At 43.9% G+C, this 21,571-nt stretch carries 15 protein-coding genes and 9 tRNA genes; 16 read left to right on the top strand and 8 right to left on the bottom strand.

Annotation, left to right across the window (positions count from 1 at the left end; genetic code table 11):
- Positions 1 to 205 precede the first annotated feature (205 nt).
- Genes mngB through manA form a run of 3 tightly spaced genes read left to right on the top strand, consistent with a single transcriptional unit; the run spans position 206 to position 5,247 of the window.
- Positions 206 to 2,845 carry a mannosylglycerate hydrolase gene (mngB, locus tag AB4307_RS08355; protein ID WP_372131600.1) on the top strand — a complete coding sequence of 880 codons (2,640 nt, stop codon included), beginning with the start codon at positions 206 to 208 and terminating at the stop codon, positions 2,843 to 2,845.
- 45 nt (positions 2,846 to 2,890) lie between these two features.
- The gene (locus AB4307_RS08350; RefSeq protein ID WP_372131598.1) at positions 2,891 to 4,057 is read left to right on the top strand and encodes a glycerate kinase; all 1,167 of its coding nucleotides are present in this window, start codon (positions 2,891 to 2,893) and stop codon (positions 4,055 to 4,057) included.
- 2 nt (positions 4,058 to 4,059) lie between these two features.
- Positions 4,060 to 5,247, top strand: coding sequence for a mannose-6-phosphate isomerase, class I (gene manA / locus AB4307_RS08345; RefSeq protein WP_017070588.1), 1,188 nt, complete (start codon positions 4,060 to 4,062; stop codon positions 5,245 to 5,247).
- 231 nt (positions 5,248 to 5,478) lie between these two features.
- On the opposite strand, the gene AB4307_RS08340 is transcribed toward manA, so the two are convergent.
- Both AB4307_RS08340 and AB4307_RS08335 read right to left on the bottom strand, forming a co-directional pair.
- Positions 5,479 to 5,769 carry a putative quinol monooxygenase gene (locus AB4307_RS08340; protein ID WP_017062602.1) on the bottom strand — a complete coding sequence of 97 codons (291 nt, stop codon included), beginning with the start codon at positions 5,767 to 5,769 and terminating at the stop codon, positions 5,479 to 5,481.
- Between the two features lie 240 nt (positions 5,770 to 6,009).
- Positions 6,010 to 7,152, bottom strand: coding sequence for an acyl-CoA desaturase (locus AB4307_RS08335; RefSeq protein ID WP_372131596.1), 1,143 nt, complete (start codon positions 7,150 to 7,152; stop codon positions 6,010 to 6,012).
- A gap of 166 nt (positions 7,153 to 7,318) precedes the next feature.
- On the opposite strand from AB4307_RS08335, the gene AB4307_RS08330 reads away from it, so the two are divergent.
- Positions 7,319 to 7,864 carry a GNAT family N-acetyltransferase gene (locus tag AB4307_RS08330; protein ID WP_017062600.1) on the top strand — a complete coding sequence of 182 codons (546 nt, stop codon included), beginning with the start codon at positions 7,319 to 7,321 and terminating at the stop codon, positions 7,862 to 7,864.
- A 169-nt stretch (positions 7,865 to 8,033) separates the two neighbouring features.
- Here the strand turns inward: AB4307_RS08330 and AB4307_RS08325 are convergent, their stop codons facing one another.
- The 5 genes from AB4307_RS08325 to AB4307_RS08305 form a co-directional block, all read right to left on the bottom strand.
- Positions 8,034 to 9,059, bottom strand: a complete 1,026-nt coding sequence (locus AB4307_RS08325) for a GGDEF domain-containing protein (RefSeq protein ID WP_017070587.1) — start codon at positions 9,057 to 9,059, stop codon at positions 8,034 to 8,036.
- A 282-nt stretch (positions 9,060 to 9,341) separates the two neighbouring features.
- Positions 9,342 to 10,277 (bottom strand): ribosome biogenesis GTPase YlqF, encoded by a 936-nt coding sequence (gene ylqF / locus AB4307_RS08320; protein ID WP_017070586.1) that lies wholly within the window; start codon positions 10,275 to 10,277, stop codon positions 9,342 to 9,344.
- Between the two features lie 167 nt (positions 10,278 to 10,444).
- Complete coding sequence (locus AB4307_RS08315) at positions 10,445 to 10,759, bottom strand: c-type cytochrome (protein WP_017069125.1); 315 nt, start codon at positions 10,757 to 10,759, stop codon at positions 10,445 to 10,447.
- An 88-nt stretch (positions 10,760 to 10,847) separates the two neighbouring features.
- Positions 10,848 to 11,852: a low-specificity L-threonine aldolase gene (gene ltaE, locus AB4307_RS08310; RefSeq protein WP_372131594.1), complete on the bottom strand. Its 1,005-nt coding sequence runs from the start codon at positions 11,850 to 11,852 to the stop codon at positions 10,848 to 10,850.
- Positions 11,853 to 11,891: 39 nt separating this feature from the next.
- Positions 11,892 to 12,407, bottom strand: a complete 516-nt coding sequence (locus AB4307_RS08305) for an NUDIX hydrolase (protein WP_017062564.1) — start codon at positions 12,405 to 12,407, stop codon at positions 11,892 to 11,894.
- Positions 12,408 to 12,695: 288 nt separating this feature from the next.
- Between AB4307_RS08305 and AB4307_RS08300 the strand changes: the two genes are divergently transcribed.
- The 6 genes from AB4307_RS08300 (at position 12,696) to AB4307_RS08275 (ending at position 16,507) form a co-directional block, all read left to right on the top strand.
- Positions 12,696 to 14,351 (top strand): ATPase RavA domain-containing protein, encoded by a 1,656-nt coding sequence (locus tag AB4307_RS08300; RefSeq protein ID WP_017067123.1) that lies wholly within the window; start codon positions 12,696 to 12,698, stop codon positions 14,349 to 14,351.
- 11 nt (positions 14,352 to 14,362) lie between these two features.
- Positions 14,363 to 15,808: an ATPase RavA stimulator ViaA gene (gene viaA, locus AB4307_RS08295; RefSeq protein ID WP_372131592.1), complete on the top strand. Its 1,446-nt coding sequence runs from the start codon at positions 14,363 to 14,365 to the stop codon at positions 15,806 to 15,808.
- Positions 15,809 to 16,007: 199 nt separating this feature from the next.
- Positions 16,008 to 16,081: transfer RNA gene (locus tag AB4307_RS08290), tRNA-Cys, on the top strand.
- A gap of 46 nt (positions 16,082 to 16,127) precedes the next feature.
- Positions 16,128 to 16,203 (top strand) — tRNA-Gly (locus tag AB4307_RS08285).
- A gap of 79 nt (positions 16,204 to 16,282) precedes the next feature.
- A tRNA-Leu gene (locus AB4307_RS08280) sits at positions 16,283 to 16,369 on the top strand.
- A gap of 64 nt (positions 16,370 to 16,433) precedes the next feature.
- Positions 16,434 to 16,507 (top strand) — tRNA-Cys (locus AB4307_RS08275).
- Positions 16,508 to 16,582: 75 nt separating this feature from the next.
- Here AB4307_RS08275 and AB4307_RS08270 read toward each other — a convergent pair.
- Positions 16,583 to 17,371, bottom strand: a complete 789-nt coding sequence (locus AB4307_RS08270) for a lipase family protein (protein WP_372131590.1) — start codon at positions 17,369 to 17,371, stop codon at positions 16,583 to 16,585.
- Positions 17,372 to 17,720: 349 nt separating this feature from the next.
- Between AB4307_RS08270 and AB4307_RS08265 the strand changes: the two genes are divergently transcribed.
- The 6 genes from AB4307_RS08265 (at position 17,721) to nirB (ending at position 21,565) form a co-directional block, all read left to right on the top strand.
- A tRNA-Leu gene (locus AB4307_RS08265) sits at positions 17,721 to 17,807 on the top strand.
- Positions 17,808 to 17,874: 67 nt separating this feature from the next.
- Positions 17,875 to 17,948 (top strand) — tRNA-Cys (locus AB4307_RS08260).
- Between the two features lie 46 nt (positions 17,949 to 17,994).
- Positions 17,995 to 18,070: transfer RNA gene (locus AB4307_RS08255), tRNA-Gly, on the top strand.
- 80 nt (positions 18,071 to 18,150) lie between these two features.
- A tRNA-Leu gene (locus tag AB4307_RS08250) sits at positions 18,151 to 18,237 on the top strand.
- A gap of 64 nt (positions 18,238 to 18,301) precedes the next feature.
- Positions 18,302 to 18,375, top strand: a tRNA-Cys gene (locus AB4307_RS08245).
- A 616-nt stretch (positions 18,376 to 18,991) separates the two neighbouring features.
- Entirely contained in the window at positions 18,992 to 21,565 is a 2,574-nt protein-coding gene (gene nirB, locus AB4307_RS08240) for a nitrite reductase large subunit NirB (RefSeq protein ID WP_372131588.1), read from the top strand.
- The last annotated feature ends 6 nt before the right edge of the window (positions 21,566 to 21,571 follow it).

Here is a 21,571-nt window from a genome sequence, read left to right as displayed (position 1 = left end):
AAATCAATATATAAAAAATAATAAACAACTTGGCTGTCCTAAATACCTGTGCTCCTAACGGTTTTATTCACACAGATTCTGGGCGTGGTTTTCTGCACCCTAAATTTAGTGGCAGCCAATTTTAACCCCTTGAAAAACTTTAATTTAGTCGTATTTGAGTTCGAATTTTAGATTTACTCGAAGCGACACATTTAGGTAAATGATTATGACTACATCACGCGTACATATTACTCCACACATGCACTGGGATCGTGAATGGTATTTCACAACAGAAGAGTCTCGTATTCTTCTAGTGAACAACATGGAAGAAATCATGAACCGTCTGGAGAGTGATCCAGAATACAAATACTACGTTCTAGATGGTCAAACCGCCGTTCTAGAAGACTACTTTGCGATCAAACCAGAGAACACAGAACGCGTAAAAGTATTGGTTGAAGCGGGCAAGTTAATTATTGGCCCTTGGTATTCTCAAACCGACACAATGCAAGTTTCTGGTGAGTCAATTGTACGCAACATGATGTATGGTATTCGTGACTGTATGAAGTTTGGCGATGCAATGAAGATTGGTTACCTACCAGATTCATTCAGCATGAGCTCACAGCTGCCAATGATCTACAACGGCTTCGACATCACGCGTGCAATGTTCTGGCGTGGTTGTTCAGAGCGTCATGGCACCAACAAAACAGAATTCTTATGGCAGTCTAATGACGGCAGTGAAGTAACGGCACAAGTGCTTCCGCTGGGTTACGCGATTGGTAAATACCTTCCACAAGACGAAGAAGGCTTGCGTGCTCGTTTAGATAAGTACTTCCCAGTGCTAGAAAAGCCATCGGTGACTAAAGATATCTTGCTACCGAACGGCCACGACCAAATGCCGATTCAAAAAGACATCTTTGAAGTAATGGACAAGCTTCGCGAAATCTACCCAGATCGTGAATTCTCAATGAGCCGTTACGAAGAAGTGTTCGAGAAAGTAGAAGCGGCGCGCGACCAACTCGACACAATCAAAGGCGAGTTCAACGACGGTAAATACATGCGTGTTCACCGTACGATCTCTTCTACACGTATGGACATCAAACTGATCCATGCGGAAATCGAAAACAAGATTGTAAACATCCTAGAACCTCTAGCGTCTATCGCTTGGACATTAGGTTTCGAATATCACCACGGTTTGATTGAGAAAATGTGGAAAGAGAGCATGAAGAACCATGCTCATGACTCTATTGGTTGCTGTTGTTCAGACAAGGTACACGCTGAAATCCTAAACCGTTACATCCTTGCGGACGACATGGCGACAAACCTAATCCACTTCTACAAACGTAAAATCGTTGACCATATGCCGGATCGCGAAGGTTGCGACAAACTGGCGATGTTTAACCTTTCTCCGTATGAGCGTGAAGAAGTGGTGAACACAACCATCACTATCCGTGCTCAAGAATTTTCTATCTTTGATGAAAACGAAAACCCAGTTGAATACTTCATCCAAGACAAGCGCCAAATCGACCCAGGTAAAGTAGACCGTCAAATCGTTCACTACGGCAACTACGACCCTTTCATGGAGTTTGATATTCAAATCAAACGCACTGTACCAGCGATGGGTTTCACCACGTTACACATCCAAGGTAATGAGAAGGGCGCAGTTAAAGTCGCAGAGCAGAAAGACTACTTGCTAGAGAACGAATACTACCGAATTAATGTAAACGACAACGGTACTCTGACTATTTTCGATAAAGAGACAGAGCAAGTATTCGACCAAGCACTTCGTTTAGAAGATGGTTCTGATGACGGCGATGAGTACGATTACTCTCCATCTCGTCAAGAGTGGCTGTTGTACTCTGATGAATTCCCGGTAGAAACATCAATTGACCACCAAGGTTTCCAATCGGTAGCAAACATCGCTTTCCGCATGAACGTGCCAGCAAACCTTACAGAGCGTGAAGAACGCACGGGTCAAAATGGATTCGTTGAAGCGCAATGCCAAGTGGTATTGAAGCAAGGTTCTCGCCGCATCGAAGTCCGTATGGAATTGGACAACCAAGCCGACGACCACCGTGTACGTGTATTAGTACCTACGCCATTTATTTCTGAAACTGTGGTAGCAGATAACCAGTTCGGTTGTATTACTCGACCAACCAATGACCCTGCAATGGCGGTTTGGGAAGAAGAGAAGTGGAAAGAAGCACCGGTTCCTGTGTATCAGTTAATGAACTTTGCTGCGCTAGAAAACGGCAAAGCGGGTATGGCTATTATGTCGAATGGTCTGCGTGAATTTGAAGTGATTGCATCTAAAGGTGACGAAAATAGAGATACCTTCGCACTGACACTATTCCGTGGTATTGGCGTGTTGGGTAAAGAAGAGCTATTGCTTCGTCCGGGGCGTCCTTCTGGTATCAAGATCCCGACCCCAGATTCACAAGTGCGCGGCAAATTAGTGTGTGAATTCACACTGTGTGGCTTCTCTGGTAACCATATTGACGCGAACATCATGGCGCAAGCACGTGACAATGTCACTCTAATCGAATGCTACAACAAGATCCCTTACAACGCGATGAAGCTCAACGTGGGTGAGCAGAACCTACCTATGAGTTTTAGCCTTCTGTCTAAGCAACAATCAGGCGCGGTGTTGAGTGTGCTGAAGAAAGCGGAAGACGAAGATGCACTGATCATGCGTGTCTACAACCCGGCAGAATCGGGTTCAGTATCGGATTCAATCTCTTTTACTCAAGCGGTTTCGAGCTGGAAAGAGACAAGCATGGACGAGCGCGTACGCGAAGGTGATGTAGCATCTGAAGAGTTCGGCCAGATAGCACCTTGCCAAGCAAAAACATTCCAAATCAAATTCTAATTTCGATAACCCGCTCACCTTGGTGGGCGGGAATGGTGAACGACAATGAAAATTGTAATTGCCCCTGATTCATTTAAAGAATCACTCGACGCTCATCAAGTTGCGTCTTGCATTGAGCGTGGATTTGCCGATGTTTTCCCTTACGCAGAGTTTGTGAAAATGCCACTCGCCGATGGCGGAGAAGGCACGGTAGACGTGTTGCTAGAGGCGCTCAATGGTAAGAAGCAACTGCTGCACACGACGGATCCAATCGGGCGTGAATGTACGGCTTATTGGGCTTCGTTGGAACAGACTGTTGATGGCGCCAACGTAAAAACTGCCTTGGTGGAATTTGCTCAAGCATCGGGTTTAGACCTATTAACCGTAGAAGAAAGAGCACCGTTAACCGCATCTTCGTTTGGTACTGGGCTATTGATCAAAGATGCACTAGATCAAGGTGTTGAACAAATCATTATTGGTTTGGGCGGCAGCGCAACCAATGATGCAGGTGCTGGCATCTTACAAGCGTTGGGAGGCAAGTTATTAGACAAGCAAGGCAACGAGCTATCTGGTGGCGGCGCCGAATTAAGCCGGTTAGCAAGCATCGATCTTGAAGGACTGCACCCTAGATGCAAAGAAGTGACGTTCGTGGTCGCGTGTGATGTGAATAATCCATTATGTGGCGAAAGCGGAGCCAGTACTGTGTTTGGTCCGCAAAAAGGCGCATCAAAAGCTCAAGTTGAACAACTTGATACTGCGATCGGGCACTTTGCCGATATCGCTCAAGCACATACGGGTACTAATCATCGCGACACAGCTGGATTTGGTGCTGCTGGTGGTACACCTCTGGGGTTAAGTCTTGCATTCAATATCCAAATTAAAGCGGGTATTGAGATGGTATTAGATGCCTTGGATGCAGATAAGGTTCTTGAAGGTGCTTCACTGGTCGTGACCGGAGAGGGGCAGATGGACAACCAAACCCTGCAAGGTAAAACACCTTTCGGCATCGCTCAGCGAGCTCAAAAGTTGAGTATTCCAACCATTGGAATTGCGGGCTCTTTGGGGCAAGACGTTGAAAAACTTTACGGCTCAATGTCTAGCTTATTTGGAACCGTACGTTCACCTCAGTCTTTAGACCAAGTTTTATCAGAAGCGAATCAAAACCTGACTCGCACTGCCCGTAATATCGCCGCCACGCTCAAGCTTGGTAGCCAGATTTTTAATGAGAAGTAATTATGTCTCTATTTAAACTCGACAACGTTATTCAAAACTACGCATGGGGAAGCAAAGACTCCATTAACCAATTGTTTGGTATTGTGAACCCAAACCAGGAACCTCAAGCAGAAATTTGGATGGGTGCTCATCCAAATGGTTGTTCAAAGGTAGGCGATACCGGTGAATCGCTTTCTCACATGATTGATGAAAACAAAATCGATGTCTTAGGCGGATACACGGCGGCTCGTTTCGGTGAATTGCCTTTCTTGTTTAAGGTGTTGGCCGCTGAAACACCGTTATCGATTCAGGTTCACCCGAACAAGCGAAAATCAGAATTAGGTTTTGAGCGTGAGAATGCACTTGGTATCCCTTTGAATGCGTCTAATCGCAACTACAAAGATCCAAACCATAAACCTGAGTTGGTTTATGCGTTGACCTTCTACAAAGCGATGAATGGCTTTCGTCCAATCGACGACATTATTGCCTTGTTCGAAGAAGCGGATATTCCTTCGTTAGCGATTGAGCTTAATGTACTAAAAGCCAATGCCGACAGTGATTCTTTGAAGTCGTTCTTTAGCGCCATTATGTCTCTTGAAGGTGACCGCAAAGCGTCTGCGCTTAATGAGCTTTATGCTGCACATGCGCGACCAGCCAAAACGGTCATGGGGCGTGAAGCTCTTCAATACAGCATCGAATTCAAACAGCATTATCCTGGTGATATTGGCTTATTTGCGCCATTAATGCTTAACACGGTTGAGCTGGCGCCCGGTGAAGCGATGTTCCTGTTCGCAGAAACCCCACATGCTTATGTTCAAGGTACGGGTTTAGAGATTATGGCAAACTCAGACAATGTGCTGCGTGCCGGTCTCACTCCCAAATATATCGATGTCCCTGAGCTTATCGACAACACAATCTTTGAGCCGATTAAGCCAGAAGATATCCGCCTTAAGCCTGTATTGAAAGAGGGCAAGATGAGTTATCCGATTCCAGTGGATGACTTTGGCTTTGATATCTTGTCTGCGACTGATGAGAGCAAGTCACAGTATCTACGTAGCGCGGAGATCTTGTTCTGTGTGGAAGGAGAGGCGACCGTCACTTCAGAAGGGCGGTCAGTTTCTCTTAAGCCCGGAGAATCGGTCTTTGTAAGTAGTAATTCAAGTGTTTACCAATATCAAGGGAATGGCATTTTGGCTCGTGCTTTTAACTAGTGCCCCCGTGCTAGCGATCAGCAAAAGAAATGTCAGAGTGCCACTGTAAAGTGGTACTCAATATTGGATTGATGGTTGTTACCTATCTGTCTTTGACAGTCATGATTATTGACCATACCCGCTACTCTGGCGGGTTTTTTCATTATTAGAATGAGCAGATATAAGCTTGTAGAAAAGACAAACCCTGCGATCAGAGCAGGGCTTTTTATTGAATTAGTACTGAGTGACTGGTTAGGCAATGTGCGTCATTTTATTAAGCACAAAGGTTTCAATACAACCTTCAGTCGCAGCCATGTAGTCAGCGATGTGTTGGCTCGCTAAGTGTTTCTCTAGATGAACTTCAGACTCCCAGTTCTCATGAAAAACGAAGTGAGCAGGGTTACTGTTATCTTGGTGCAGATCGTAGTTAATACAGCCGTCTTCAACACGGGTTTTATCGATCAATTTAATCATCTCAGCTTTTACAAGCTCAGTTTTGTCTTCTTTAGAGACGATCGTTGCAATAATAGTCAGTTTGCTCATTTTCAATTCCTTCGCTTTAAACTCGGTAAGTTTAAGTAATATAAGTATAAATTCAGAATGAAGAAAGAGTTCTGAAATCCAATAACTATGGTTCTTACCATCCACAATTCAAACTCGAGAGCATAGGGCCAGAGCCGAGTAGGTTATGCTTATTAAAAAAAAGCCCTCATAGCAATATGAGGGCTTTTGAATAAGAATCAAACTGTGTTGTTACTGGGGTGTTAAGCGTACTGTCTTACCTTAAGCGTATTGCTCAACCGTCATTGCCCAATTTTTCTTCTGTTGTTCGAAATTCATTTTGATTTGCTGATAACGAACCTTAAGAACAGAGTGTTCGTACTTCTTCACAACGTCTTCGCGCTTGCTTTCAAGTAGCTGTTTTTTAACTTCGTAATATTCGTTCATGTTTGATACTAGAGCATCAAACTCTTGTTGAAGCTTCTCTGCGATTTGTTGCTTGTCGGCACGATGCATGATTTTTTGCTGGGTGCGTTTAAGTAACATTGACGCTTCAGCTTTCTCAATACGAGCTTGAGGGGTTTTCTTAAGCTTACTTGCCAGTCCCATCAACGAAGCACTCTTAATCAACCATTTTGTTGGATCGTATTGCCACCAGTAGATGCCGTTACGGTAGTCGTTCTCAAAGATGTGGTGGAAGTTGTGGTAGCCTTCGCCGAAAGTGAGTACTGCTAACACACCGTTATCACGCGCTGTGTTTTTGTCAGTAAAAGGTTGGCTACCCCAGATGTGAGCAAGAGAGTTAATAAAGAATGTTGTGTGGTGGTTAAGTACCAAACGAACTGCACCTACGATTAACAACATGCCAATTACGTCACCGTAAATAACACCTAAAGCGATAGGAACACCGAAATTCATTAGTAATGCTAACAGAACATAGTGCTTGTGCTGCCACATAGCAATCTTATCTTTTTTAAGGTCACGGCAGTTTTCGTAGTTTTCGTACATTGAGGTGCTGTAATTACGAATCATCCAGCCAATGTGTGAGTACCAAAATCCACGTTTTGCAGAGTATGGGTCTTTGTCGTTGTTATCGACATGCTTGTGGTGAACACGGTGATCAGAAGACCAGTGTAGCGCGCTGTTCTGCAGGGCAAATGCACCACCTAATGCAAACAGGAATCTTAGGCTTGAATGCGCTTCAAACGCTTTATGTGACCATAAGCGGTGATAACCTGTCGTGATTGAAAGGTTACAGAACGTAAAGCAGATTGCTAGCCATATCCAGTGCTCCATGCCATAGCCAAAAAAGTAGCCATAAACGGGAGCCGCTACAACAGCAAGCAGCATACTAAAAGAGAACACAAAAATATTGAGCCAGATTAATGGCGGCTTTTTTGTAGATTGTTTGTCGGCACTATTCATTAGCAAATTTCCATTGGGCTTACATCTGTGCGCTAGAATATCAGCGTACACGTGTAAGTCAATATTGAAAGTGTAAACGTGTATTAGTATGTTTTGCTTAAATATTGTATAAAGGTAGTGTGAAATGTAGTAGCAAGTCATAAATGGAAGTACTAAGGGCTAATAAATGGAAATTAAGGTAGCTGAATATAAAGATTATGAGCGGATTGCCCAATTACACGCGGATAGCTGGAAGCTATATTACCGTGGCATTCTTGCTGATGATTACCTAGAACATGATGTTTTGGAGGACAGATCTGTTATTTGGCAGACTCGTTTGATTAATCCTCCTTTCAACCAACATGTTTTATTGCTTGAGGAAGGCGGTTTACTGGTTGGTTTTGTCTGCGCGTTCGGTAATCACAACTTTGAGCGTGGTACGTTCATCGATGCGTTACATGTAGATAATAATTATCGTGGACGAGGTGTAGGCAAGCGTCTGTTGTCTGAATTGTCGAAGTGGTTGCAGCAATACTATTCGGACTCAGGGCTTTACCTAGAGGTGATGTCTGAGAACCACCAAGCGATTGCTTTTTATCAGGCGATTGGTGGCAAAGAAGAACTAGAGCAAGTTTGGAACGCACCATGTGGCAGCCAAGTGAATGAAAAAGTGATTTCTTGGAGCTCTCCCGTTGAACTTGAACAGAAAACAGCGAGCGTTGTGTATTCTTAGTCGATTCTTGTTGAATACTGTTTTTTTGCTGAGTAGCAGGTTCTTAACGAAGCTATTTTAAAGCAGAAGAACAAAGACAAAAGCCCCGAGTATTAAGTTGCTCGGGGCTTTTTTGATTGAATTAGTGGTCGTTTTAATGATTCGCAAAGATGCGTGAAATATTGGGCGATTAATCACACCATGTGATCTTATTCCTACCGCCTTTTTTCGAAATGTAGAGTGCTTGGTCAGCGTCGTCGATAAGCTGCTCGACAGAACCAAGGGCTTGAGGGGCATGTTTCACACCGATTGAAATTGTTACTTCTAATCTAAGGCGAGTAGGGGATTCTAAAAGGGCATTAACCAGCGATTCAATTGAAGCCTCGGTTTCTCCTTGGACCAGCACCAAGAACTCTTCACCGCCGTATCGAAAGCAGTTACTGCTAGTCGGTAGTCGTTTTTGAATCTCATCGGCCAGTTCTTTAATCACCATGTCACCCATTTGATGGCCGTAGGTGTCGTTAATCGATTTGAAATGATCAATATCTATCATGAGCGATGTAATGGATCGCTGACGGTCTATGCTCGGTTCTATCACCTGATGAAGATAAAGGCGGTTGTAGCAGCCCGTTAGTGCGTCTTGATAGGAAAGGGCCTCGAACATATTAGATTGCTTGCGAAGCTGAATCGCTTGTTTGCGGAGTTGCTCGGATTGAGCGAAACGTTTGTGTACTTCCAGGTCACGTCTAACACAGGCCGCTGAGATTAGGATGTAAGCCGAGATATAAACGGAAATTGTTTCTATTTCATGCTCTGGCTCCGCTTCATAAAGCAGTGGCGCAAGGCCGATGAGATAAGCCAAAAAGATAAACGACAGCGTAGATATACTGTATCTGGCTGACAATCTTGAAAACGTACCAATGTAGATCATCACTAAAATGATGCCACCTTGGTAATCGAAGTTGTTCAGCTCGATGGCTAGTCGACCGACATAGACCAAGAAAAGTGAGCTAATTACAAGGAAGGCACTTTCTACGAGTTCCAAAACGTTGGGTTTGTTTGTAATACAGTATCTGGCGGCGGCCATCATCAATAAAAAAAGTATGACTCGGAAAATGATAGGCGTAATGCACTCGCTACCAAAGTGGATGTAGTCGGTGACGATAAAAGCACAGAATATTGAGATAGGGATGTAGATGAAATTTATGTACGGCAAATAAATTTCATTATCGAAATAGGTTTTAAATCTTTGATTCTTGAACCCAGAATAAGAGCGCATTGAGAAATTAGCCGAGATTGATACACAATAATTTGCGTAGTATGTCACAGTCTTTGGGATTGTAAACGACCATTTCTATAGATTTGTCAGTATGTTAGCTAGATCAACAAACGGTAGCGGGCAATATTCACGCTCTATTATCGATAGAGCGTGAATATCTAGAGGCTGGTGTAAGAGTGGTAAACAGAAATTAAAGCAGATTATAAAAACTAATCGCGATTAACGCTTGTTCTTCAGGTAACGCTTACGACGCTCTTCTTTTTTCTTAATCTGTTGTTCCGCTTTCAGCGCAGCCGCTTCTTCAACTTCGATCAGCTCTTGTGTGATCATTTCTGGCAACTCAAGCGTTACCTTACCTAAAGTGCCATTACGCAATTCGTGAAGCAGGATTTCTGAACATTTGTGAATGTCGATATGACCACCGGCACGAAGTGCACCACGCTTACGGCCAATCGCTTCCATCAGTTCGATGTCAGACTCAGGCAGCTCATCAATTTGGTAGCGCTCTTGCAAAAGGTTAGGGTACTGTTTTGCTAGGTACTCTACTGTGTAAAATGCCACTTCATCGTATTCCATTGCTGTATCTTTTACAGCACCTGTTGCAGCCAAGCGGAAGCCACTGTGTGGGTTTTCTACTTTAGGCCAAAGGATTCCTGGAGTATCTGAAAGGATCACGCCATTTTGCAGATTGATACGTTGTTGGCGACGAGTTACCGCAGGTTGGTTACCAGTAACCGCAATCGTACGTCCAGCCAAGCAGTTGATGATGGTCGATTTACCCACGTTCGGGATGCCCATGATCATTGTACGAATGTTTTTGCCCATCTGTTCACGGTGCGGTGCCAGTTTACGTACCAGCTCCATAACGTGGTTAACTTCTTCTTTTACGCTAGTCGTAATCGCAATCGCTTTAACGCCTTGCTCCTTCTCGAAGTGCTCAATCCAACGTTGAGTCAGTTCAGGATCTGCAAGGTCACGCTTGTTCAGCACTTTTACACAAGGCTTATCGCCGCGCAGTGAAGAGATCATTGGGTTTTCACTACTGAACGGGATACGAGCGTCCAGTACTTCGATGATCACATCAACTTGTGGGATAACTTCTTCGATTTCTTTGCGGGCTTTATGCATGTGACCCGGAAACCATTGAATAGACATAGAGATAAACCTTGATAAATATATTTGCTGCACATTGTAAGGGTTGGATGATACGTGTAAAGGTATATCTATCCCGACCTTCAATGAGCTCAGTGAGTTTGCTTGAAGTATAGGCGACTTGGTGATGTTTATTTAGCTGATGATTGACCTATTGAAGGTGGGAGCCGCTAATCTTGTAAAGCGTAAAAAGCCGCTATGTCTTTCAAATCTTGATCGTTAAGCTTACTTAGTTGCGCTCGCATCATATCCGCGTAATCGCCCTGCCTATCTCCGGTTTGATACGCTTTCATTGTATTAAAGAGATAGGTTGGATCTTGGCCAGAAAGCTTAGGATAGGAGTTATTAGTCGATTGACTGGTAGGGTTATGACAAAAAACGCAGCTTGGTGATTTAACTTTACCTAGTTCAGCGTCGCCAAAATCAGAGGCATGAAGGTTAGAGGAAAGAGCTAGCAATATTAGAGCGAAGGTTGGGTAATGCACGTTTTTACTCCGGTAAAAACATGATTATAAAGCTTCCCATAGGGGAAGCTCAAATCTCAATTGCTATAGAGGCTAATCTCGTCAAGAGTTAAAGTGCATTTTCTAGCTTTGTTAGGAAAGTAGTGATGTCTTCAGAGCTGATATCTCTATGAGTAACAAATCGAACCGGGTTACCTGGAGACATCGTAATGTCTTGCTCACTTAACTCGCTTGCGATGCGGTTGATATCTACTGACTCATCTAATTTAGCAAACACAATGTTAGTTTGGATGAAATCAGGGTTAACAGAAAAGCCTTCTAGCTTGTTTAAACCAATCGCTAGATTTTTTGCATTGTCGTGGTCAGCTTTAAGTTGAGCCACGTTCTCCGTGAGCGCCATTTTACCTGCTGCGGCAAGAATACCTGCCTGACGCATACCGCCACCCACCATTTTACGTAGGCGGCGTGCTTTGGCGATGTACTCTTTACTACCAAGAAGTAGAGAGCCAATCGGCGCGCCTAAGCCTTTTGATAAACAGATCGTCATTGAATCGAAGTGTTGTGCAATCTCTTTAATGTGAACATCCAGTGCTACTGCCGCATTGTATACGCGCGCGCCGTCGAGGTGCATTTGCAGGCCGTGTTGGTTTACGAACGCACGAGCTTCCGCTAGGTAAGACATTGGAAGTACTTTGCCATTAATCGTATTTTCTAAACTAAGCAGCTTAGTACGTGCAAAGTGGCTGTCGTCTGGCTTAATCGCAGCAGCAAGCTTTTTAAAATCTAACGTGCCGTCTGGGTTGTTCTCGATTGGCTGAGGTTGAATCGAGCCCAATACCGCCGCGCCACCGGCTTCGTATTTGTAGTTGTGCGCCTGTTGACCACATAGGTATTCATCACCACGCTCACAGTGCGCCATTAGGCCGAGTAGGTTGGCTTGTGTACCTGAAGAGGTAAACATTGCCGCTTCAAAGCCTGTCTCATTTGCTGCCCACTGTTCTAGTTCGTTGACGGTTGGGTCATCGCCATAAACATCATCGCCCACTTCTGCGTTTGCCATTGCGTCACGCATAGCTTGCGAAGGTTTAGTTACGGTATCAGAACGAAAGTCCATGTTTCTCTCCTAGAGTACTTTAGGTAGCCATATAATTGGCTATAGATGGCCACATAGTTGGGCTTTACTTAAACAAGCGATAGTTTTGGTATCAGTGATTTGATCGTGTCGTATTTTATCGTGCAGTTCTTCTAAACTCAGTTCGATCACTTCTATTACTTCATCGTCATCGCATTCAAAGCGGGTAGTGAGGCTTAAGTCTTTTGCGACAAACAGATGTTGTATCTCATCACAGAAGCCAGCCAAAGGGGTGACTTGCCCCAAGCTTTGAAAAGAAGTTGCACTGTAACCTGTTTCTTCTTCCAGTTCGCGTTGGGCACATTGAAGAGGTGTCTCATCTATTTCCATCGTGCCTGCGGGTAGTTCCAAAAGCCATTTCTTTAGAGAAGGGCGGAACTGGTTAATGAGGATGATTTTTCCAGACGAAGTGATAGGAAGAATAACTGCCGCGCCAGGGTGATTGATTGTTGTATGTTTTACCACGACGTTCGTAGGGAGCGTCACGTTCTCCTCTATGAGAGAAATACTTTTCCATTTATGGATAACTTTACTCATGCAGTCTGGCCACATTCCTTGCCAATTTTTCGTATAACGGAAGACGTGCACCACCATAACGTCTATGGTGTCGAAAATAAAAGAAAAATTAGGTTTCGTATTAGATTTAGTTTCACGCCGTTCGTGATGTTACTCTCATAATTGGAATCTATGATTGCGCCAAAATTACCGACGTAACCATCTGATATAAATGCAACTCAATAATAAAATGCACTTGTAACAAAGCGCTAACAAATGTATAAAAACAATTCTACACTCTCAACTGTTCAAAGATTTTCGGAGTAACGCATGAACCCTTCTATTTCTTCACATGCTGACAAGGCGCTACTCTCTGAAAGAATCAATAAATTAGCGCATGCTCTGTCTGATGGTGTCTACGAAAGAGAAGACACCATTAAGCTTTGTTTACTGGCTGCTTTGGCTGGTGAAAGCGTGTTTCTATTAGGCCCTCCGGGCATCGCAAAAAGCCTTATCGCGAAACGTCTCATTCAGGCTTTTGATAACAGCAGCTATTTCGAATATTTGATGACTCGTTTCTCTACTCCCGAGGAAGTGTTCGGCCCACTAAGTATCCAAGAATTAAAAGACAACGGTCGTTACGTAAGACTAACCGAAGGCTACCTACCAACAGCACAAGTTGTATTCCTTGATGAGATCTGGAAAGCCGGCCCTGCAATCCTAAACACGCTACTTACTGTCGTTAACGAAAAGACTTTCAAAAACGGCAGTGATATTGAACGTGTACCGATGCGTCTACTAGTATCGGCATCCAACGAACTTCCAGATGAAGACAGCGGCTTGGAAGCACTTTATGACCGTATGTTGGTACGCGTGTTCGTGAACCGTATTCAAAACAAACAAAACTTCAAATCGATGCTGACGACGGGTACTTCTCAAGAAGCGGTAATTCCAAAAGGTTTGGCGATTACGGACATTGAATACCATCAATGGCAGAAAGAGCTCGATAAGCTGGAACTGACAGACAATTCGTTTGATAAGTTGTTTGAACTAAAAACCATGCTTGAAGAGACGGTTAAGAAGCAAGGCTCTGCTTCAGAGTCAGAATTGTATGTATCAGACAGACGCTGGAAGAAGGCCGTTAAACTATTGAAAGCGAGTGCGTTCTTCAGTGGTCGCGATAGCGTGAACCCGCTGGATATTATGCTTCTGCAAGATTGTTTGTGGCATAGCCCAGAATCACGTGATGTGGTTCGTAGCGTGGTGAAAGACTTTGCATTGAACCGAGCGTTTGATCAACAAGAGTCGAAAGCTCAAATTGAAATGTCTCGTGAAGAGTTAGAAGAGATTCAAGACGATGTTGAATCAACGTTGTCGGTGTCACTTTCTATGGAGTCAACCAGTGGCTTGTTGCGTAAAGATGTTTACCAGAATGACATCAAGAACGCGAAAATGTACAGCGTGGGCAGTGCTTACAATCTAGTGAAACTGGTTATGCTGCAAAGCAACATGTCGGTTTCTGAATCTGAGAAAGGCGATAGCCGTTGGGTATACGTAGCCAAAGACGATTTTGATCGTGTTCTTAAAGAAGGTCACGGTGATATTTACGGTTACGTAAACGAAAATAAAAACCTATGCCGTTTAAAACTCGACTTGGATGCATCAAACCAATTAGTGATTAAAGACATCGCCAATCGCTCTGTATTGGTGAGTGTGGTTACTACTGACGGTTTAGACCAAGAACTGTACAACAAGTGGTTGAGTGGCGCTGAGAAAGCCTTAGAACAGTTAACTGAAGCTGAATTCAAGTTAAAACGCGTTCGTACTGAATTCCATGATGCATTACCTCATAACTATATTGACCCTGATTTACCAAAAGCGATGGAAGCAAGTTTGCAATCGGTAACGCAAGATCTTGAAACCACGAAAGTGAAGAGTGCCAAGATCGCTCAGCGTATTAAGTTTATGAGCCAGTACTTCGAGTAAGAGGAGAGCATATGTTAGGAGCAGACGGCTTAAACCTCGCTTTGATGGTAGCTGATTCCGGAATCATTGATACCGCGATGAATGATCTCATCGCTCGTTCTCAAGTCATGATGGCTGCAGAGAGCAAAGGTGTGAAAACATCAGTGAAAAACCACTTAGTTAAATGGCGCGGTAAAGTTAAAAAACGCGTCACCAAGGTGTGTGAAACTGATCGATTCCAAGAGGAAATCGCCCTTTATCAAGAAGTGATTTACTGGGATGAACCTCAGTTCTTTGATGAGATAGACAGTGTTATCAAAAAGCTCGAGTGGCACTCAGCGTTTTATCTACAAGCTCGACGCCTTATGGAGAACAACAAGGGTGTTTATAACGCGATGTTTCCACACTACTTTTGCGACCAATGGTACCAATCACTTTCTGATGCGATTAAACAAGCTCAAGTAACTGAACTTGAAACAAGCAAAGAAAAAGTCTTAGCCGATCTTTATCAGCGCATGGAAACCATGAAAAACATGGATAAAGTGACTGAGTCGGGTGATGAAGGCAGTGTAGGGCGCTTGTGGGACATGGCTTCTGCCAAATTAAGCAAAACAGACCTTACCATCATGAAACGTCATGCCGAGTTCTTGAATAAGCACAAGGGCTTGCAAGAGATCGCTGAAAAGCTAGGCCGTATGGCTGGTGAGGAAGATGATCCTTCGCTACACAAAGCCCCTGTAGAAGAATTGCAGATGGTTGAAGAGAAAAGCGATGAAGCGGTCGATGATATTGTCGGGATTCATGAAAGTGATGACCTTAACAAGATGCTGCCAAACGAAACCATGTTCTTAGCTTATCCTGAACTTGAGGTTATCTTTTACAAGCACTTGGCCGACAAGCGTTTACTGAGCTATCGCTCGCAAGGTAAATCACGCACGTTACGCAAAGTGAAGGCGCAAAAACCAGATAGCAAGAACATCGATATTGAAAAGGGCCCGTTTATCGTCTGTGTGGACGCTTCGGGTTCTATGAGTGGTTTCCCTGAGCAGTCTGCTAAAGCAATGGCTTATGCCTTAATGCAAATTGCTCTTGCAGAAGAGAGAGACTGTTATGTGATTCTTTTTTCTTCTGAGCAGATTACCTATGAGTTAACAAGGCAAGATGGCCTACGTGAAGCGAGCGACTTCTTAAGTTACTCATTCCACGGCGGTACGGATTTGGAACCTGTTCTCATGAAGTCGATTGACCTAATGACTGGTGATAAATACAAGAATGCCGATTTAATCGTACTTTCTGACTTTATTGCGCCGAAACAATCAGACGAAATGATTGCTCAGGTTGAAAAGTTGAAAGAACACAAAAACCGTTTCCATGCGGTTAGTCTTTCTAAGTATGGCAACCCTCAACTTATGACTATGTTTGACCACTGCTGGGCGTATCATCCGAGTCTTGTCGGTCGTTTTATGAAGAAGTGGTAGCGCTAGAACATCTTGTTTAACTCGATTTTGCTGTGTGTTTTTTGATTAAAGAGATCGAACATGCAGCAATTTGATTTAAATGTCAGCAAACGGAATTTAAATTCACTTTTTTGTTTGACTATCTCCCCTCAATCCGTAAAGTAGGCACCCGAACACAGCGGTGCGGCTTACTTAAGTCCCTAAAGTGTTGAATTAAAAAGGCGCCTTGGCAGAGTGGCTATGCAGCGGATTGCAAATCCGTGGACCTCGGTTCGACTCCGGGAGGCGCCTCCATTCTTTTTCTTAGCTTGATAAGTTAAGAGATATTAAGAATGAAAATGCGATACTAGCTCAGTTGGTAGAGCGCAACCTTGCCAAGGTTGAGGTCATCGGTTCGAACCCGATGTATCGCTCCAAATTTTGTAGTGTTGATTCATTTTGACATTAAGATGGTGTTTTACTTTTCAGTAATCGGCATCGCAATAAAAATTGCGTGCCCTGGTGGTGGAATTGGTAGACACAAGGGATTTAAAATCCCTCGACGTTCGCGTTGTGCCGGTTCAAGTCCGGCCCGGGGCACCATCTATTTGATTATTACCTCGCTTGGTATTGATCAAAAGAGTTGTTCTCTTAAAACACTATTGAAGGCGCCTTGGCAGAGTGGCTATGCAGCGGATTGCAAATCCGTGGACCTCGGTTCGACTCCGGGAGGCGCCTCCATAATTCAGAAAAAACCAGTCCTAGTGACTGGTTTTTTCGTTTCTGGCCCCGCTAAAAGCTTCCTACGTACCCATTTCAATGCTTATCAAAGAAATCTTTGTTACGGATATACTTGCTCATCAAGTGGTAAGAGAAAGGTCTTATCAGCCAACTAAAGATAGAGCGACCAAGGCGGATTAATGTAGGAGTGTTCTCATAGATTCGTCTGTTATAAAGCCAAAGCACTTTACCTACATGCCAATAGAGCAAAGGAACCGGTGGCATGAAGGTCACGATGTCGATGTCACAGCAAATTCGGTAGGTCTTCTTACTCATGCGATAGTGCTTTCGAAAGCTCCAATCACCAATGGCGGGTTGGCCAAAAGTCACTATTCGTTTAATACAGCCTGGGTACTTTTGATCAAAGTAATCAGCGAAGACACAACCGATAGCGCCTCCGGAAGAGTGGCCAGTAATAGACACTCTTTTTCCTTGTTCGATGAGAGGTGTGAGCGTGGCTTCCAAGCGCTCAATAACGGTTAAGCCAAGCTTATCTTCATTACGACTTGGCTGGCTCTCTTGAAACATTAGATGGTAGAAACCCGCATGCACACGATAATTGAGCCCAATTCTCTTACAGCTTCTTGTCCATAGAGCAAAGGTTAGTAGCCAATCTGAGATACTGTGCGATCCTTTGATTACCACAACCACTTCATCTTTGTCGCTACTCCACAACACTCTAATCATGGTTTTACCAAACTGGTTCTTGATGATGCGTTGTCCATTAGGGTCAAAACCATAGCGAGTCTGCTTAAAAACTCTAGGGTAGGCGAGGTTACAAAGAACGGCATAGCGCTCATATTGATATCGTTTTAGTGGTTTCACATGTTTACTTCTTAATAAGAGTTACTTCAAACTCTAATCGTTGAATGTGAAAAGCACATGAAAACGCCATTTGCTTGGTTTAAAACAATAAAATCACCGCATTCAATTGGTATTTGAATCAATGGTTGTCAGTGATTTGTCCGTTTAAATTAGAAATCCAAGTATAAGAACCGTACAAGCTGCACTAAATTTATTCTTTTGAGTTCGATAATTAATCACTTGAATTAAAAGATAAAATTTATTGTTGACGAATTTTTTCCTTCCGTTAAAGTACACCTCGTTCTCACGGCTTAGGTCGCTGAGAGATGGTGTTTTTACTTTTCAGTAATCGGCATCGCAAGATTGCGTTGCCCTGGTGGTGGAATTGGTAGACACAAGGGATTTAAAATCCCTCGGCGTTCGCGCTGTGCCGGTTCAAGTCCGGCCCGGGGCACCATCTATCTAGCTTCTACATTTTGAGTAGAGTGATGAACAAAGAGTTGTTCTCTTAAATCACTATTAAAGGCGCCTTGGCAGAGTGGCTATGCAGCGGATTGCAAATCCGTGGACCTCGGTTCGACTCCGGGAGGCGCCTCCATTCTTTCTCTTAGTTTGATAAGTTAAGAGATAATAAGAATGAAAATGCGATACTAGCTCAGTTGGTAGAGCGCAACCTTGCCAAGGTTGAGGTCATCGGTTCGAACCCGATGTATCGCTCCAAATTTTGTAGTGTTGATTCATTTCGACATTAAGATGGTGTTTTACTTTTCAGTAATCGGCATCGCAATAAAGAATTGCGTGCCCTGGTGGTGGAATTGGTAGACACAAGGGATTTAAAATCCCTCGACGTTCGCGTTGTGCCGGTTCAAGTCCGGCCCGGGGCACCATCTATTTGATTATTACCTCGCTTGGTATTAATCAAAAGAGTTGTTCTCTTAAAACACTATTGAAGGCGCCTTGGCAGAGTGGCTATGCAGCGGATTGCAAATCCGTGGACCTCGGTTCGACTCCGGGAGGCGCCTCCACTATTCAAAGTTGAAAGGCCAGCAGAAATGCTGGCCTTTTTGCTATCTGAAATTCTAAACCCTCATGCTATGTTCAAACTTCCACGTATGCTCTCTAATCAGTAGCACCACTAGGAACAAGCTATATCAGATCACTTTTGTGCCGGTCTTTTCCTTATGTAAACCTATCATTTGCTAAACAACCAACAGCATCTGTTAACCAATTGCGCCGTTTGTGAGTGGAATGAGTGGGGAATGGAAAAGGGCGACTGTCTTTTGCGTCATTAAATTCTTCATATTTATACATAGTTGCTCATGATCCTGTAACGCTTTCATGAGTTATTACACTTATTATGACCACAAATGAAAATGATTGTCATTTACTTGTGTTACTGCTAACCTATTGTGAAACTTTACAACATCTTATCTACTGCACGAAAGTGTATATAAAACCCCGCTAAACCTTATTAAACCTACGGTTATTAGTTTGCTTCGTATGATAAATCAGCAGATCTACCTCTTTTGTCCTACCCCTTTAGGGTAGTTCGATTTCGTAATTGATTTACATCATATTTTCATTTTCTTTCATAATTCATTATTCGCTCAGTTAAGAAATATATAACCTTCAGGAATTCTTATGAGCAAGATGAAGCTAGTCGTAATCGGTAACGGGATGGTCGGCCATCGCTATATCGAAGATTTAGTCGAGAAGACAGACGTTGCTAACATGGACATCACAGTCTTCTGTGAAGAGCCTCGCGTAGCCTATGATCGTGTACACCTTTCTTCTTACTTTTCACACCATACTGCGGACGAACTTTCTTTAGTTAAAGAAGGCTTCTACGAGAAACACGGCATCAACATGCTGATCGGTGAGCGTGCTATTAACGTTAACCGTGAAAAGAAAACAGTTTACTCAAGTACTGGTCGTGAAATTCAATACGACAAGCTAATCCTTGCTACAGGTTCATACCCATTCGTTCCGCCAATCAAAGGTAACGAAGGTAAAGACTGTTTCGTTTACCGCACAATCGAAGACTTGAAAGCTATCGAAGCAACCGCTAAGAATTCTAAATCTGGTGTGGTTGTTGGTGGTGGTTTGCTTGGTCTTGAAGCTGCAGGCGCACTAAAAGCTCTTGGTGTAACCACGCACGTTGTTGAGTTTGCTCCAAAGCTAATGGCTGAGCAGCTTGACCAAGCGGGTGGTAACCAACTTCGTCAAAAAATCGAACGTATGGGCGTTAACGTACATACAAGTAAGAACACGCTTGAGATTGCTCCTGAAGGCACTGAAGCTCGTAACGTAATGCGCTTTGCAGACGGTACAGAGCTAGAAACTGATTTCATCGTATTCTCTGCTGGTATTCGCCCACAAGACAAACTTGCTCGTCAAATGGGGCTGGGTATTGCACCACGTGGCGGTATCGAGATTAATGATCACTGTCAAACGACAGACAAAGACATCTACGCAATCGGTGAGTGTGCGTCTTGGAACCAAACGTTCTACGGCCTAGTGGCTCCTGGTTACAAAATGGCAACGGTAGCGGTTGACCACGTTGTTGGTAACGAAAGCACATTTGAAGGTGCTGACATGTCTGCGAAGCTTAAGCTTTTGGGCGTGAAAGTAGGCTCTATCGGCGATGCGAACGGTCGTACTCCTGGCTGTAAGAGCTACGTTTACCAAAACGAAGAACAAGAAGTTTACAAGCGTCTAATCGTTTCTGAAGACAACAAGAAGCTGCTTGGTGCAGTAATGGTTGGTGACACGTCTGACTACGGTGATCTTCTACAGCTTATGCTGAACGAAATCGACCTACCAGAACACCCAGATGCATTGATTCTTCCTGCTCATGCTGGTGCTGAAAAGCCAACACTTGGCGCGGATTCTCTTCCTGAGTCTGCTGTTATCTGTTCTTGTTTCGATGTGACTAAAGGCAAGATCGCTCAAGCGGTTGCTGAAGGTCACCACACAATCGGTGATATCAAAGCAGTAACAGGCGCAGGTACTGGTTGTGGTGGTTGTATTCCACTAGTGACTTCAGTACTAAACGCTGAACTTGCTAAAGCTGGTGTTGAAGTGAAGAACGACGTGTGTGAGCACTTTGCATACTCTCGCCAAGAGCTTTTCCACCTAATTCGCATCGAAGAAATCAAAACGTTCGATGAGCTATTAGAGAAATACGGTAAAGGCTACGGCTGTGAAGTATGTAAGCCTCTAGCAGGTTCTATCCTTGCTTCTTGCTGGGGTGAACACATCCTTAAGCCTGAATTAGTGAAGCTGCACGATACCAACGACAACTTCCTAGGTAACATGCAAAAAGACGGTACTTACTCTGTAATCCCTCGTATGGCGGGTGGTGAAGTAACACCTCAAGCACTAAGCGTTCTTGCTGATGTTGCTGCTGAATACAACTTGTACACCAAGATCACAGGTGCACAACGTATCGGCCTATTTGGTGCTCAGAAAGATGACTTACCAGCAATCTGGAAGAAGTTAATCGCTGCAGGTTACGAAACGGGTCAAGCTTACGCAAAAGCACTTCGTATGGCGAAAACATGTGTAGGTTCTACTTGGTGTCGTTACGGCGTTCAAGATTCAGTTGGCCTAGGCGTGATGATCGAGAACCGTTACAAAGGCATCCGTACTCCTCATAAGATGAAGTTTGGTGTGTCTGGCTGTACTCGTGAGTGTGCTGAAGCTCAAGGTAAAGATTTAGGTATTATTGCGACTGACGCAGGTTGGAACATGTATGTATGTGGTAACGGTGGTATGAAACCTCGTCACGCAGACTTACTGGCAAGCGACCTAGACCAAGAAACGCTAATCAAGTACATCGACCGTTTCATGATGTTCTATATCCGCACGGCTGCGCCACTACAACGTACTTCGGTATGGATGGACAACCTAGAAAGTGGTGTTGATTACCTACGTGAAGTGATTGTAGACAACAAGCTTGGTATCAATGACCAACTTGAAACTGACATTGCTGGCCTAGTTGATAACTTCGCTTGTGAATGGACAGATACAATCAACGACGAAGCTCAACTTAAGCGCTTTGCACACTTCATCAATGCTGATGACCGCGATGATAACGTTGTGTTTGTTGAAGATGGTCGTGAACAACACCGTCCTGCGACATTCACTGAGAAACACCCTGAAGCCATTACTTCAAAGCATCAGGGCGACATCATTCACGTAGAATCTGTTTAATTGGGA

Source organism: Vibrio sp. 10N.261.52.C2 (assembly GCF_041471425.1).
Classification (GTDB): domain Bacteria; phylum Pseudomonadota; class Gammaproteobacteria; order Enterobacterales; family Vibrionaceae; genus Vibrio; species Vibrio crassostreae_C.
Note: the sequence above shows the minus strand (reverse complement) of the source record. Positions and strands in the feature narration are given on the sequence as shown.

What these genes read in the sequence shown, in the direction of transcription:
- mngB (WP_372131600.1), top strand. Translation starts at nt 206, where the DNA reads ATGACTACATCACGCGTACATATTACTCCACACATGCACTGGGATCGT.
- AB4307_RS08350 (WP_372131598.1), top strand. Translation starts at nt 2,891, where the DNA reads ATGAAAATTGTAATTGCCCCTGATTCATTTAAAGAATCACTCGACGCT.
- manA (WP_017070588.1), top strand. Translation starts at nt 4,060, where the DNA reads ATGTCTCTATTTAAACTCGACAACGTTATTCAAAACTACGCATGGGGA.
- AB4307_RS08340 (WP_017062602.1), bottom strand. Translation starts at nt 5,769, where the DNA reads ATGAGCAAACTGACTATTATTGCAACGATCGTCTCTAAAGAAGACAAA.
- AB4307_RS08335 (WP_372131596.1), bottom strand. Translation starts at nt 7,152, where the DNA reads ATGAATAGTGCCGACAAACAATCTACAAAAAAGCCGCCATTAATCTGG.
- AB4307_RS08330 (WP_017062600.1), top strand. Translation starts at nt 7,319, where the DNA reads ATGGAAATTAAGGTAGCTGAATATAAAGATTATGAGCGGATTGCCCAA.
- ylqF (WP_017070586.1), bottom strand. Translation starts at nt 10,277, where the DNA reads ATGTCTATTCAATGGTTTCCGGGTCACATGCATAAAGCCCGCAAAGAA.
- ltaE (WP_372131594.1), bottom strand. Translation starts at nt 11,852, where the DNA reads ATGGACTTTCGTTCTGATACCGTAACTAAACCTTCGCAAGCTATGCGT.
- AB4307_RS08305 (WP_017062564.1), bottom strand. Translation starts at nt 12,407, where the DNA reads ATGAGTAAAGTTATCCATAAATGGAAAAGTATTTCTCTCATAGAGGAG.
- AB4307_RS08300 (WP_017067123.1), top strand. Translation starts at nt 12,696, where the DNA reads ATGAACCCTTCTATTTCTTCACATGCTGACAAGGCGCTACTCTCTGAA.
- viaA (WP_372131592.1), top strand. Translation starts at nt 14,363, where the DNA reads ATGTTAGGAGCAGACGGCTTAAACCTCGCTTTGATGGTAGCTGATTCC.
- nirB (WP_372131588.1), top strand. Translation starts at nt 18,992, where the DNA reads ATGAGCAAGATGAAGCTAGTCGTAATCGGTAACGGGATGGTCGGCCAT.